The organism is Paraburkholderia azotifigens (genome assembly GCF_007995085.1).
Taxonomy (GTDB): domain Bacteria; phylum Pseudomonadota; class Gammaproteobacteria; order Burkholderiales; family Burkholderiaceae; genus Paraburkholderia; species Paraburkholderia azotifigens.
Genome location: NZ_VOQS01000003.1, coordinates 1,655,793 through 1,669,387 on the forward strand (window position 1 = coordinate 1,655,793; position 13,595 = coordinate 1,669,387).

The 13,595-nt window shown below is 64.6% G+C and carries 11 protein-coding genes; 3 read left to right on the forward strand and 8 right to left on the reverse strand.

Going from position 1 to position 13,595, the window contains the following annotated elements:
• Positions 1-39 precede the first annotated feature (39 nt).
• On the forward strand, positions 40-2,115 hold the full coding sequence (locus FRZ40_RS24660; protein WP_147235885.1) for a 2Fe-2S iron-sulfur cluster-binding protein: 2,076 nt from the start codon (positions 40-42) through the stop codon (positions 2,113-2,115).
• 2 nt (positions 2,116-2,117) lie between these two features.
• Here FRZ40_RS24660 and FRZ40_RS24665 read toward each other — a convergent pair whose 3' ends face one another.
• The 7 genes from FRZ40_RS24665 to FRZ40_RS24695 form a co-directional block, all read right to left on the reverse strand.
• Positions 2,118-2,468 (reverse strand): hypothetical protein, encoded by a 351-nt coding sequence (locus FRZ40_RS24665; protein ID WP_147235886.1) that lies wholly within the window; start codon positions 2,466-2,468, stop codon positions 2,118-2,120.
• A gap of 26 nt (positions 2,469-2,494) precedes the next feature.
• Entirely contained in the window at positions 2,495-3,214 is a 720-nt protein-coding gene (locus FRZ40_RS24670) for an RNA polymerase sigma factor (protein ID WP_147235887.1), read from the reverse strand.
• A gap of 20 nt (positions 3,215-3,234) precedes the next feature.
• Positions 3,235-3,591 carry a cupredoxin domain-containing protein gene (locus FRZ40_RS24675; protein WP_147235888.1) on the reverse strand — a complete coding sequence of 119 codons (357 nt, stop codon included), beginning with the start codon at positions 3,589-3,591 and terminating at the stop codon, positions 3,235-3,237.
• Positions 3,588-4,118, reverse strand: coding sequence for a DUF4142 domain-containing protein (locus FRZ40_RS24680; protein WP_028368152.1), 531 nt, complete (start codon positions 4,116-4,118; stop codon positions 3,588-3,590). The genes FRZ40_RS24675 and FRZ40_RS24680 overlap by 4 nt, the downstream gene beginning before the upstream one ends.
• 145 nt (positions 4,119-4,263) lie before the next feature.
• Positions 4,264-6,081 carry a chloride channel protein gene (locus FRZ40_RS24685; protein ID WP_028368151.1) on the reverse strand — a complete coding sequence of 606 codons (1,818 nt, stop codon included), beginning with the start codon at positions 6,079-6,081 and terminating at the stop codon, positions 4,264-4,266.
• Positions 6,082-6,107: 26 nt separating this feature from the next.
• Positions 6,108-6,521, reverse strand: coding sequence for a MarR family winged helix-turn-helix transcriptional regulator (locus FRZ40_RS24690; protein WP_028368150.1), 414 nt, complete (start codon positions 6,519-6,521; stop codon positions 6,108-6,110).
• A 135-nt stretch (positions 6,522-6,656) separates the two neighbouring features.
• Positions 6,657-7,829, reverse strand: a complete 1,173-nt coding sequence (locus FRZ40_RS24695; RefSeq protein ID WP_193567021.1) for an HPP family protein — start codon at positions 7,827-7,829, stop codon at positions 6,657-6,659.
• Between the two features lie 402 nt (positions 7,830-8,231).
• Here FRZ40_RS24695 and phaP point away from each other — a divergent pair, with 402 nt between their 5' ends.
• Positions 8,232-8,651, forward strand: coding sequence for a phasin family protein (phaP, locus tag FRZ40_RS24700; protein WP_028368148.1), 420 nt, complete (start codon positions 8,232-8,234; stop codon positions 8,649-8,651).
• Positions 8,652-8,726: 75 nt separating this feature from the next.
• Here phaP and FRZ40_RS24705 read toward each other — a convergent pair whose 3' ends face one another.
• Entirely contained in the window at positions 8,727-9,797 is a 1,071-nt protein-coding gene (locus FRZ40_RS24705) for a zinc-binding metallopeptidase family protein (RefSeq protein ID WP_147235889.1), read from the reverse strand.
• Positions 9,798-10,135: 338 nt separating this feature from the next.
• Between FRZ40_RS24705 and FRZ40_RS24710 the strand changes: the two genes are divergently transcribed.
• Positions 10,136-13,567 (forward strand): transglutaminase family protein, encoded by a 3,432-nt coding sequence (locus tag FRZ40_RS24710; RefSeq protein ID WP_147235890.1) that lies wholly within the window; start codon positions 10,136-10,138, stop codon positions 13,565-13,567.
• Positions 13,568-13,595 lie beyond the last annotated feature (28 nt).

Below are 13,595 nucleotides of genomic sequence, written 5' to 3' on the forward strand. Positions count from 1 at the left end.
CGACGCATTGCGCTGACGTTTTGCCTGCAGGAGCCTGACATGTCCGATTTCATCCCTCTGAACGGCTGGGGTCTCGACACCTCGCCGTTTCACGCTGACGAACTTGCCGCGCAGCGGCTGGCGGGCGTGGACAGTCAGGCGAACTCGTCGGGGCGGCGCGGCATCCGGCGCTCGATGCCGGATCAGCACCGCGAGTTCTTTGCGCAGCAGCCGTTCATGGTGTTCGGCGGCGTCGATGCGAGCGGACAGCCTTGGGCGACGATACGCACGGGCAAGCCGGGCTTCGTGTCGTCGCCCGATGCGCGCACGCTGCGCATTCAGGGCGGTGCGCTGCCCGGCGATCCGCTCGAAGGACGCTGGCAGACGGGCGCGATGATCGGCGGCCTCGGCATCCAGCCGCATACGCGGCGGCGCAACCGCATCAACGGCGTCGTCACGGCGGTGAATGGCGACGCTGTCACACTTGAAGTGAGCCAGAGCTTCGGCAATTGCGCGAAGTACATTCAGGGCCGCGTGCCGACCTTGGTCGAACGCGCCGAACGCGCCGAACGCGATGCGGCTGCGCCGCAGGAAGTCGCGACGCAACTGGGCGACGCGGACCGCGCGCTGCTGGCGCATGCCGATACCTTCTACATCGCGAGCGCGAACACGGCGGACGATGCGGGCCTCGCGCGCGGCGCCGACGTGTCGCATCGCGGCGGCGTGCCGGGCTTCGTGCGCGTCGACGATGCCGGAACGCTGACCACGCCCGATTTCACCGGCAACAAGTTCTTCAACACGATCGGCAATCTGCTGCACGATCCGCGCGCGGGCCTGCTGTTCATCGACTTCACGACGGGCGATCTGCTCTATCTCGCGGTGCGCGCCGAAATCGTCTGGCAAGGCCCCGAACTGGCCGCGTTCGAAAACGCCGAGCGGCTGATGCGCTTTCATGTGCAGGAAGTGCGGCGCAGCAAAGGCGTGCTGCCGTTTCGCTGGTCGGAGGTCGACTACGCGCCGCAATTCGCGACGGCGATTCGTGAGGCCGCGCACAAGGCAGCGGCCGCCTCGCCGTGGCACAAGCTGAAGGTTGCCAAGGTCGTCGATGAGACGGCTACGGTTCGCTCGTTCTATTTCGAGTCGCTGGACGGCGCGCCGTTGCCCCCGTATCAGCCGGGGCAGTATCTGCCGATTCGCGTACCCGTCGAAGGGCGCGACGCACCGTTGACGCGCACTTACACGCTGTCGGGCGCGCACGATCCTCGCCACTATCGGATCAGCGTGAAGCGCGAGGGCATCGCGTCGAACTGGCTGCACGGCCATCTGGCAGCGGGGATGCAAATCGACGCGATGGCGCCGCGCGGCGCATTCGTCTACGACGCGCAGAGCCCGCGTCCCGCCGTGTTCGTTTCCGCGGGCATCGGCATCACGCCGATGATCGCGATGCTGGATCACGAGCTGAATGCGCGTGCGGGAAACGAGGCTCGCGCGAAGCACCTGTACTTCTTCCACGGCGCGCGCAGCGATCGCGAGCGGCCGTTCAGCGCGCATCTGAAGGACGTGGCGGCACGTCATGCGTCGGTGTCGGTGTATCTGTACGACAGCGCAGCAAGCGAGCCTGCCGACGGAATCACGAAAGGGCGCGTGGATATTGCGGCACTCAAGCGCGCGCTGCCGTTCGACGACTACGACTTCTATCTGTGCGGCCCCGCGCAGTTCATGCGCGATCTATACGAAGGACTGCGCGCGCTGAATGTCGCCGACGAGCGCATCCGTTTCGAAGCGTTCGGGCCGGCTAGCGTGAAGCGCACGCCGACTGCGCAGGCACGACCTGCTGTCGAAGAGAAAGCCGAAGTCGAAGCGGGCGGCGCGCAAGTCACCTTCGCGCGTTCGCAACGCACGATTCGATGGCTGCCGAATCATGGAAGCCTGCTCGAATTCGCCGGGAAGAACGGTATCGAGGCGCAGTCGAGCTGCCGCTCGGGCATGTGCGGCACATGCTCGACGAAGGTGCTGTCGGGTCAGGTCGCGTATGACGGCGAAGTGGAAGCCGAAGTCGAAAAGGGCTGCGCGCTGATCTGCATGGCGCATCCCGTCGTCGAAGGTGAAAACGCGAGCCTGACGCTGGACTTGTGAACTCACTTGCCCGCGCCCGTCGACGGGACGCAGGTGAGTATCAGCGAGCTGCCGTTGCCTGCCTCGCCGCTCAGCATCGCGCGATGAAACTCGCGGTGATCGCATGACCACTCTGCTGTGAAGTCGCGTGCGCACGACGCCCGCTGCGTCGCGTCGAGGCTCGCCTTCACGATATAGCGGCAGGTCGAACGATCGTTGCAATGCGCCGCGAGATCATGCGTGGAATTGCCCGATGCCGCGCCGCAGTTCGCGCCATATGTCGCCGATTCGATCCGTATGCGCTGCGTCTGCCCGGCCATGCAGATGACGGGAACGAGCGCGATGCCTGCCAGCAGGCCGATTCCCCGCTTCATGATGTGTCTCCCGCTATGTGTCCTCGTTATATGTCGCGCAGGCGCGCGAGCACCGATGCGACGATGTGGTCGCAATGCGCGCCGCCGAACTCGAAAATCTCGGACCCCAGCTTCTCGACTTCATCGGCCAGCGCGTCGCGCAACAACAGTCTCGCTCTGAAATGACGGCTGCGCACGGTGGCTTCGGGAATATCCAGGCATTCCGCCGTTTCTTCTACGCTCATTTCTTCGACCGAGCGCAGCACGAATACCGTGCGAAAACCCGCAGGCAGCGCATCGAGCTTCCGTTCGAGCAGCGCACGAAGCTCCGCGCGCGCTGCCGCCTGATCGGGCGCGTTGTGGTCGTGGGCGTTGGTCGTGTGCATGGTGGATGACATCTGCTCGTCGTCCGGACAGTCGTGCAGCATGGGAATCACGTTCTGGCGACGTGCTTCGCGACGCATCCGCGCAAAGCATTCGTTCAGCACGAGCCGCGATAGCCACGTGAACAACGTTGCATCGCCGCGAAACTGGGCGATCGATCTGTACGCGTTCAGATACGCGTCCTGCAACGCGTCTTCCGCTTCGGCGTCGTTGCGCAACGTGGCGCGCGCGAGACGATAGAGACGCCGGTTGTGGCGGCGCATCAGCAGTTCGAACGCGGCGCGGTCGCCTGTTGCGATGCGGTGCGCGATCTCCCTGTCGTCATCGGCGCGCGGCGTCGTCGAAGCGTCGGGCAGTGGGCTGTTCATCGTCTCCCTCTTCATGTTGCTGTGCGGCCTTGCTCTCATCGCGCCGGTTCCACGGTCAGTGTGCCATGCATCGTCGGATGAAAGATGCAGCGATACGTATAGCGCCCCGGCGTGCTCGCGCGATAGCGCCATGACGCGTCGGGCGCGATGCTCTGCGAGTCGAAGCCCGCATTGAAGCCCGCATGGAGGCCTTTTGTGTCGCTGCTCGCCGTATGCGCGACGAGATCCTTGTTGACCCACACGATCTCGTCGCCGCGATGCACGGTTAGCTCAGACGGATCGAAGCGCATCTGCTCGATCGTGACGACATAGGTTTTCGCCAGCACCGGCGCCGCGATCACGAACAAGGCCGACGCGCACGTTCGCAGCGCAGCAACGCGCACGCGGATCATTGCGCTTGCGGCAACGAGGACTGCACCATCTTCGCGTGCTCGAGATGCGCGACGAACGCGGGCCGCACCTTCACCAGCAGCGCTTTCAGCTCGGCATTGTGCGCGGATGGAATCAGCGTGCTGTCGAGCGCGTCGATCACGTTCTGGTGATAGGTCACTTCGTGGTCGATATACGCGCGGTCGAATTTCGCGCCTTGCAGCGGCTCGAGGTTAGCGATGTTCGCTGCGCCGCCCTGCTTGAGGCTGTCGCTAGTCGGATTGGCTTCAGGCTTCACGCTGAGCCTGTTCACGAGATCGACGGCGGCCTTGTTGACGCCCGTGTGATCCTTGACCATCTGTTGCGCGAACGCCTTCACGTCTTTCGAATGCGTTTTCGATTCGGCGAGCTTGCCTGCGTCGATATCCGCCTGATTGGCGGCGACGACGATGGCGGCGATCTGTGGATCGGTTGGGCCCGAGCCTTGCGGCCAGGCGGACGCGCTCGCGGATGCAAGCGCAGCAAGCAGCAACCAGTGTGTGGACTTCATCTTGGCCTCCTCGACGGGCGATGCGGCCTGTCCATCTTCATGAAGGACAGGCGCTGCGACGTTTTCGAGGAGTTAGATGTCACGAGCCGGAAGGCTGTTTCCGGCTCGTATTTGAAGGGGTTTTTATGTCGGCAGTTGCGACGCGTCAGCCATGCGTGCGTGTTGGCGTCTTGGGCACGGGCTCGAACTGCTTCTTGCCCGACGAAAAGCTCAGGCGCCGGAAGCGCTCGCGCTTGTGCTCTTCCTCGAAGTGCGCAACCGACGTCTTCACGAGGTCGCTGCGCGACACGACACCGAGCAGCTGCATCGAATCGCGATCGACCACCACGGGCAACCGTTCGAGATCGTGCACGGCAAGACGCGTCGCAATGAGACGGCAGGTTTCGTCGGGCAGCGCGACGACGAGCGAACGGTCTTTCATCACGTCGGCGAGCGGCGTGTCGAGCGTATGCTGCGTGGCGCCGTCGCGTACGGCATCGAGCGTCGCGCGGTCGACGATGCCGAGCACCGCGCCGTTCTCGCGTACGACGGGATACGCGCGGCGCTTCTGCGTGACGCCGAAGAACGATACGAGCGCATCGCGCACGCTGACCGTGCCGTCGATCGAATCGACCTTTTGCGTCATCACTTCATCCACGTAGTGCCGTTCGAGCGGATCGACGCCATACTCGCGATAGATGTGATAACCGCGCCGCGCGATCTTCTCGGTCATGATCGAGCGCTTCATCACGACGGTGGCGAAGCCGTGCGCGACGAGCGTCGCGGCGAGCAGCGGCAATAGCGCGTTGGCGTCGTGCGTGAGGCCGAAGGCGAACACGATGGCCGTGAGCGGCGCACCGAGCGTCGCGCCGAGCGTCGCGGCCATGCACACGAGCGGCCACAGCGCAGGTTCGCTGCCGGGCAGCACGTGGCCGAGCACGGTGCCGAGCCCCGCGCCGAGCATCAGCAGCGGTGCGAGCACGCCGCCCGAGGTGCCGGAGCCGAGCGCGATCACCCAGATCACCGCCTTGACGACGAGAATCGCCACGGCCACCTGCAACGCAATGTGCTGATGCAGCAGATCGCCGATCACGTCATAGCCGACGCCGAGCGCGCGCGGCTCGATGAAACCGCCGATGCCGACGGCAAGACCGCCGATCGCGGGCCACCACATCCAGTGCAGCGGCAGTTTGTGAAAGAGGTCTTCCGTCTTGTAGAGCGCAGCCGAGAGACCGGAGGCGAGCGCGCCCGACAACAGCCCCGCGATCACGCACGACACGAGCGAAATGGCCGTCGGCGCTGCCGTTTGCAGCGGAAACAGCGCTTCCGTGCCGAAGAAGAGCGCGCGCGCAAAACCTGCGACAGCGCATGCGAGCGCGACGGGCAGGAAGCTGCGCGGCCGCCATTCGAACAGCAGCAGTTCGACGGCGAGCAGCACGGCGGCGACGGGCGTGCCGAATACGGCCGTCATGCCCGCCGCGGCGCCCGCGACGAGCAGCGTCTTGCGTTCCGCCGATGTCACCTTCACACACTGCGCGATCAGCGAGCCGAGCGCGCCGCCCGTCATGATGATCGGACCTTCCGCGCCGAACGGGCCGCCGCTGCCGATCACGATGCCCGACGACAGCGGCTTCAACACGGCGACCTTCGGCGACATGCGGCTCTTGCCGAACAGAATGGCTTCGATCGCTTCGGGAATGCCGTGTCCGCGAATCTTGTCCGAGCCGAAGCGCGCCATCATGCCCACGATCAGCCCGCCGATCACGGGAATCAAGATCACCCACGCGCCGAGCGTATTGCCGGCAGGCGACCGGTCGGCGAACGAAAAGTTACCGAAGAAGAACAGATTCGTGAACAGATGAATCAGACTCAGCAGCACGAAGGCCGCGAGCGTGGCGAGAAAACCGATGCCTGCCGCCAGCGCGGAAATGCCGGGCAGGCGCGAATTGCTGGAAAAGTCCCGCTTGTGAGAGTTGTCGCTCATGATGCTGTGCTGCCTTGAAGCCCGGATTAAAGGTCGATTTGCGGAATGGTGAATGCGCCCTTGAGCGAGCGCAGTTCGGCGCGATGCAGTTCTGCGAGCCGCGCGAGCACCTTTTCACCAGCCTTCAGCAGATGCACTTCCACCTGACGGCGGTCGGTCTCGCTGACTTTGCGCTTGACGAGTTCGAGCGCTTCGCAGCGCGACACCAGCGCGACGACGCCGTGGTGCTGCGCCTGCAGGCGTTCCGCCAGTTCGCCGATGGTCGCCCACTCGCGGTCGGGATAGCCCTTGATATGCAGCAGCAACAGGTATTGCAGCGGCGTAATGCCTTCGCCCTGCGCGGCCTGTTCGGAGAAGCGTTCGAAGCGCCGCATCTGATAGCGGAACTGCGAAAGCTGTTCGTAGTCCGCTTTATTCAACGCGCGTGTGAGAACTTTCATGTCGGTCGGCTGCGCAAGAGAGAAACGAAAAATATATCATAAAATGATACATTCGGCGATGCGCGTGCATCGCCGTTCGGAAGATTCAATGCCGTAGGTGCAACGGCGCGAGACGCTTGCGCTGTTTTCCGCGTGTCAGGCGGCGGGACGCTGCTGTGCCTGGGCCTGCATCTGGCTTTGCCGGTAAAGGCCTTCGATCAGATCGGACTGCGTGATGATGCCGACCAGCCGGTCGTGCGTATCGGTCACGGGAATGTGGTGATGGCCGTCGTCGGCGAAGAACGGCACCAGCTCGACGATGGGCGTGCCCGTCGCGACGGTGCGCACGTGCGTCGTCATCACGGTGCTGACGAGCCGGCCGCGATTCGCGTCGCGCTTGAAAAGGCGTGCCGACAACGCTTCCATCAAACGCAGGTCCGCGCTTTTCGGCTTGTTCGTCAGGTCGGCGCGCGTGACGATGCCCACCACGTGCTGACGCTTGTCGACGACGGGCAGCGCCTTGATCGCATGGCGCTGCAGCAGGTCGGCGGCGGCGCGCAGCGTCGTGTCGGGCGTGATGCTGACGACGGGCGCCGACATCACGTCGCGGCACGCCAGTTCGCTGAACGTGCGCGCGTACGCCTGCATTTGCGTTTCGCGGAACAGGGTTTCGAGGTCGTCAGGATCGATGTCGAGCAGTTCGCCACGGCGATTCAGCACGGCTTCGAGGTCGGCGCGCGTGACACTGCCGCTCGATGCGGGCACTTGCGGGGCGGCGGATGGCGCGGCGCGCATCGCGTGCGGGTAGCGATGACCCGTCACCGCGTGATAGACGAGCGCCGCGCCCAGCAGCGGCGCCGACTGGATCAGGATCGGCTCCAGCACGAAGCGGAAGCCGAGCGCGTGGATGGCCGGGCCGCCGAGCACGGCCGTCAGCGCGACCGCGCCTGACGGCGGGTGCACGCAGCGAAACGCGAACATCGCGGCGATCGCCACGCCCACGGCCAGTGCGGCCGCCGCGACGGGGTCGGCGATCAGCGTCGCGCAGGCCACGCCGACCGTCGCCGACACCAGATTCCCGCCGATGATCGACCACGGCTGCGCAAGCGGACTCGCGGGCACGCCGAACAGCAGCACGGCCGACGCACCCATCGGCGCGACCAGCATCGGAATGTTCGCGCCCGGCCCGAGCAGCAGATGCATGCTGCCGCCCGTGAAAGCAATGCCGATCAGCGCGCCGAGTGCCGAGCGCATGCGCTCGGGCCATTTGACGTTCATCGCGGCGGGATAGAAGCGCGCGAGCCACTGGAAAAAAGAGGATCGGGTCAAGATTTTGTTCTGTAAGGAAAAACAGGGGAAACGGGCAGGCGTACCTTAAGGGAAAAGCTGTCAGAAAGGAAACAACTTGTGGTCATGGATATATGCGAACGTGATATAAATGCGCCGCGAGGTCCGGCCGGCAAGTCAGCGAATAGCCCGGATTCGCAGGGAAAACCCGTAGGCGGTACGTCATCGCACTGCATCATGACGTGATAGGAATCGGGGCGGAAGGGGATGCGCCTGAAGCGCTTTCGAGTCGGATGGAATGGAAAATCCGGCATGAGCGGGCTGCGCCGCCCGTCCATTTTGCTCGCTGGCGCATCGCCGCATTAACGGGCATGATCGTGCCATGTGCGTGCGCCAACCCGCAGCGGCACATATCCCCCCCATCGACGCGCCAGGAGATCAAGCATGGAACCCTTTGACGCCGCCAACCCGTTCGCCGAATTCAACAAGCTGTTCGAACAGTTCAAACTGCCCGGATTCGACGTGCCGGCCGTGATGGAAGCGCGTCGCAAGGACGTCGAAGCGCTGATCGCCGCCAATCAGACGGCCGTGCAGGGCATGCAGTCGCTCGCGCAGAAGCAGGCCGAAATGCTGCGCACCACGCTGACCGAACTCCAGGATGCCGTGCAGAAGCAGGCGGCTTCGGGCGGCATGCCGTCGGCGCAAACGGCCGAACTCGTCCAGCAGACGCTGCATAAGGCGCTGGCCGACATGCAGCAGCTCACGCAGGCCGCCTATCGCACGCAGGCCGATTCGTATGCGGTGATCGCGAAGCGCGTCGAAGAAAATGTCGAAGAGCTGAAGACGCTGCTGCAGAAGAAGTAACACGCGTTCATGATGGGCCGCGCGCGTGTGCGGCCCACGCAGCTCAATCGCTCGTTAATCGGTCGTTAATCGCGCTCATTTGCGCGCGGACGCCGATGCCTGCGCGATCACGCGATGCACGAAGCGCAGCTTGTCGACGACAGGCGGCGCGAGCGTGAACGGATAGCCATCGGGCATGCCGAGACTGCGGTTCAGGCTGTTCAGCGCATCCGTCAACGGAAACCAGCGTTTCATCAGATTATCGAAGCTCGCTTCCTCGACGGGCGTCTGGTCGGTCAGGCGCGGCTCGTTCGGCGCGGGCGGCAACAATGCAAGCCCGTATGCCGTCGACGTATCCAGCACGTCGACGATCAGCAGGTAGTGCGCCCAGGTTTCGGCCCAGTCTTCCCATGGATGCATCGTCGCGTATGCGCTGATAAAGCTCGCGTCCCACCCGGCGGGCGCGCCATTGTTGTAGTACGCGTCGAGCGCTTCGCCGTAATCGGTTTGCTCGTCGCCGAAACGCTCGCGAAACGGCTTGAGCCAGTGCGTGTTCGCAATCAGTTTTTCAAAGTAGTAGTGCCCGCATTCATGACGAAAGTGCCCGAGCAGCGTCCGATACGGCTCGCGCATGTCGGTGCGGATTTTCTCGCGATGCGCGTCGTCGGCTTCGGCGATGTTCAGCGTAATGCGGCCGTTGTCGTGGCCCGTCATCACCGGGGCAGCGGGGTCGACGTTTTCGAGGAAATCGAATTCGAGGCCGTTGTCGGGATCGGCCTCGCGCGACTCGATGGTGAGGCCGAGCGCGTCGAGCGTGTATAGCAGGCGCCGCTTCGCGGTTTCGAGGCGGTACCAGTACAGCCGGTTGTTCGGTTCGGCAAGGTTCGGAATGGTGTGCGTGAGGCAGCACGAGCGGCATAGCGTCCCGGGATCGTCCGCGGGCAGCATCCAGTTGCAGACGTTCTCGACGGCATAGTTGTGGCATCGCCGATACAGTTTGCCTTCGGCATCCGGATGCAGGCTGCGCCACCGGCCTTCGCCCGCATCTTCGAACGCGCTGATTTCGCGCAGTTCGGGCACGTAGCCGAGCAGCGCTTCGCAGCGTTCGCACAACACGTTTTCGAAAAACACACGCTGGTCGCATCGGTTGCAATGGAAGGCTTTCATCGCGTCAACCCGGTTGTGTCGTGCCATTAAGGACGGTGCAAAGCGCAGGCGCAAAGCGCTCGCGTTCCCGCAATCTTCATGCCGCTCCGCTATAACGGTCGATGATCGCGCGCACATTGCGAGGGCGGACGGATTCATGCATGCGCCGATTTGGTGCGTGCACTGCGTCGAGCGATGTCGCGAGCCGAGTCCAGCAAGCATGCAGCCCAGACGTGACAACGCGATCGCTCCACACGCAAGATCCGCAGCACGTTTGCGTTCAACGGCATAAAGCTTGCTTTTCGCGGCTGCCCCCTGCGGTTACCCCGTTATCGGCTTTTTCAGTCCAGGAGTCCGGAGTGTCCATACGCGTCGCGCTGAATCATGTCACGCATTACCGGTATGACCGTCTCGTCGGATTGTCGCCGCAGGTCGTGCGGCTGCGCCCGGCGCCGCATTGCCGCACGCCGATCCTTTCGTACTCGATGCGCGTCGAACCGGAGCAGCACTTCATCAACTGGCAGCAGGACGCATTCGCGAACTATCAGGCGCGGCTCGTGTTTCCCGAGCGCACGCCCGAGTTCAAGATCACGGTCGATCTCGTCGCGGAGATGGCCGTCTACAACCCGTTCGATTTCTTTCTCGAACCGTCCGCCGAGCAGTTCCCGTTCGAGTACGCGCCCGAACTCGCCGCCGAGCTTGCGCCATACCGGATCAAGCGCGAGATGACGCCGCGTTTCGCGGAGTTCGTCGCGAGCATCGACCGCTCGCCGCGCGGCACGACCGATTTCCTCGTCGACCTGAACCAGCGCCTGCAACGCGACATCCGCTATCTGATCCGGATGGAGCCGGGCGTGCAGACACCGGAGGAAACGCTCGTCAACGCGTCGGGTTCGTGCCGCGACTCGGGCTGGCTGCTGGTCGAAACGCTGCGCCAGCTGGGGCTCGCGGCGCGCTTCGTATCCGGTTATCTACTGCAGCTGGCGCCCGATACGAAGTCGCTCGATGGCCCGCGCGGCACCGAATACGACTTCACCGACCTGCACGCGTGGTGCGAAGTGTTCCTGCCCGGCGCGGGCTGGATCGGCTTCGATCCGACGTCGGGTTTGCTCGCGGGTGAAGGGCATATTCCCGTCGCGTGCACGCCGGAGCCGGGCAGCGCCGCGCCGATTTCGGGCGCCGTCGACGAATCCGAAGTCGAATTCGCGCACGCGATGTCGATTACCCGGGTGCTCGAATCGCCGCGCGTCACGAAACCCTATACGGAAGCGGCGTGGGACCGCGTGCTGACGATGGGCGCGCACGTCGACAGCCAGCTCGACGCCATGGACGTGCGCCTGACGATGGGCGGCGAGCCCACTTTCGTCTCGGTGCGCGACCGCGATGCCGCCGAATGGAACACCGACGCGCTCGGACCGACCAAGCGCGCCTACGCCGTCGCGCTGATGGACAAGTTGCGCGCGTGCTACGGCGCGAACGGCTTTTTGCATATCGGCCAGGGCAAGTGGTATCCGGGCGAGCAGTTGCCGCGCTGGGCGCTGTCGCTGTACTGGCGTGCGGACGGCGAGCCGTGCTGGCGCGACCCGACGCTGTTCGCGGACGAGCGCAACCCGGGCCACTACACATCCGGCGATGCGCAGCGCTTTCTCAGCGTGCTGGCGGGCAAGCTGTCGGTCGACAGCCAGTATGTGCAGGCAGGCTACGAGGACACGTGGTACTACCTGTGGCGCGAACGGCGCTTGCCCGTCAACGTCGACCCGTTCGATTCGCGCCTCGACGACGAAATGGAGCGCGTGCGCTTGTGCCGCGTGTTCGACGCGGGGCTGTCGGGTGTGACGGGTTACGTGCTGCCGATTGCGCGCTCGGAGAACGGTCCTGGCTGGACGAGCGGCGCGTGGTTCTTCCGCGACGAGCGCATGTATCTGATCCCCGGCGATTCGCCGATGGGCTATCGCTTGCCGCTCGATTCCCTGCCGTGGGTGTCGAAGGCCGACTATCCGTATCAGCATGCGCACGACCCGTTCGCGGAAACGGTGCCGCTGCGTGCGTCGGCTGAGTTGCGGATGCAGTACGACGGCGTGTCGCGAGATGCGCGAAGCGGCGGCACGGATTTCGATGGCACAGGCGCAGGCGCAGGCGCAACGGGCACAGGCAGAGGCACATCGCCGCAAGACCGCGTTCCCGAACGCGGCGAATCGGCGTCGTCGGTGATCCGCACGGCGTTGTGCGTCGAGGCGCGCAATCCGGCGCGCGCAGCAGGCCCGAAAGTCGAAGCGGACGCGATGGGCGACGGCCGCGCGCTGCTGCATGTCTTCATGCCGCCGCTGACCGCGCTCGACGATTATCTCGACCTGCTCGCCGCCGTCGAAGCGACGGCCGCCGGGTTGAACATGCAGGTCGTGATCGAAGGCTATCCGCCGCCGCGCGATCCGCGCCTGCAAATGCTGCAGGTGACGCCCGATCCCGGCGTGATCGAGGTGAACATTCATCCGGCGAAGAACTGGAACCAACTCGTCGATCACACCGAGTTCCTGTACAACGCCGCGCACGAGTCGTATCTGAGCACGGAGAAGTTCATGCTCGACGGCCGCCACGCGGGCACGGGCGGCGGCAATCACTTCGTGCTCGGCGGCGCGACGCCTGCCGACAGTCCGTTCCTGCGCCGCCCCGATCTGCTCGCGAGCCTCGTCGCTTACTGGCACAACCATCCGTCGCTGTCGTATCTGTTTTCCGGGCTCTTCATCGGGCCGACGAGCCAGGCGCCGCGCGTCGACGAAGCGCGCAATGACCAGGTCTACGAACTCGAACTCGCGTTCGACGAGCTTCAACGGCAGATCGACCGGCTCGGCGGCAAGGACTCGGCGCAGCTGCCGCCGTGGATGATCGACCGTGCGCTGCGCAACATCCTGATCGACGTGACGGGCAATACGCACCGCGCCGAATTCTGCATTGACAAGCTCTATTCGCCCGACGGCCCGACAGGACGCCTCGGCCTGCTCGAACTGCGCGGTTTCGAAATGCCGCCGCACGCGCGCATGAGTCTCGTGCAGCAACTGCTGCTGCGCGCGCTGGTCGCGAAGTTCTGGAAGACGCCGTACACGACTCGCCTCACGCGCTGGGGCACGGAGCTGCACGACCGTTTCCTGCTCGGCACCTTCGTGCAGATGGATTTCGACGATGTGCTCGCCGATCTGCGCGATGCAGGCTTTGCGTTCGAGAGCGAATGGTTCGCGCCGCACTTCGCGTTCCGCTTCCCGGCCATCGGCGAGATGCACGCGAACGGTTTGTCGCTGGCGATCAGTGGCGCGCTGGAGCCGTGGCACGTGATGGGCGAGGAGGGGGCGGCGGGCGGCACGGTGCGCTATGTGGATTCGTCGGTGGAGCGGCTCGAAGTGAAGGTGCTGGGGCTCAACGACAACCGTCATCGCGTGAGCGTGAACGGCGTGACCTTGCCGTTGCAGCCGACGGGCCGCGTCAGCGAATTCGTCGCGGGCGTGCGCTTCCGCGCATGGCAGCAGTCGTCGGCGCTGCATCCTACGATTGGTGTGCATGCGCCGCTGACGTTCGATGTCGTCGATATGTGGACGGGGCGCTCGATCGGCGGATGCCAGTATCATGTCGCTCATCCCGGCGGACGCAGCTATCAGACGTTCCCGGTCAATGCGTACGAAGCGGAAAGCCGGCGCCGCGCGCGCTTCTTCACGACGGGGCACACACCGGGCTCGTTGGGTGTGGACGAAGCGCCGCGCAGTCTCGAGTTTCCGTTCACGCTGGATTTGCGGCACTGGTAAGCCGCCGCTGAAACCGCAACACTGATAA

Bases quoted from the DNA above. Each gene is read 5' to 3' on its own strand.
- FRZ40_RS24665 (WP_147235886.1), bottom strand. From the start codon at position 2,468: ATGAAGCGGGGAATCGGCCTGCTGGCAGGCATCGCGCTCGTTCCCGTC.
- FRZ40_RS24680 (WP_028368152.1), bottom strand. From the start codon at position 4,118: ATGAAGTCCACACACTGGTTGCTGCTTGCTGCGCTTGCATCCGCGAGC.
- phaP (WP_028368148.1), top strand. From the start codon at position 8,232: ATGGAACCCTTTGACGCCGCCAACCCGTTCGCCGAATTCAACAAGCTG.
- FRZ40_RS24675 (WP_147235888.1), bottom strand. From the start codon at position 3,591: ATGATCCGCGTGCGCGTTGCTGCGCTGCGAACGTGCGCGTCGGCCTTG.
- FRZ40_RS24685 (WP_028368151.1), bottom strand. From the start codon at position 6,081: ATGAGCGACAACTCTCACAAGCGGGACTTTTCCAGCAATTCGCGCCTG.
- FRZ40_RS24705 (WP_147235889.1), bottom strand. From the start codon at position 9,797: ATGAAAGCCTTCCATTGCAACCGATGCGACCAGCGTGTGTTTTTCGAA.
- FRZ40_RS24660 (WP_147235885.1), top strand. From the start codon at position 40: ATGTCCGATTTCATCCCTCTGAACGGCTGGGGTCTCGACACCTCGCCG.
- FRZ40_RS24690 (WP_028368150.1), bottom strand. From the start codon at position 6,521: ATGAAAGTTCTCACACGCGCGTTGAATAAAGCGGACTACGAACAGCTT.
- FRZ40_RS24670 (WP_147235887.1), bottom strand. From the start codon at position 3,214: ATGAAGAGGGAGACGATGAACAGCCCACTGCCCGACGCTTCGACGACG.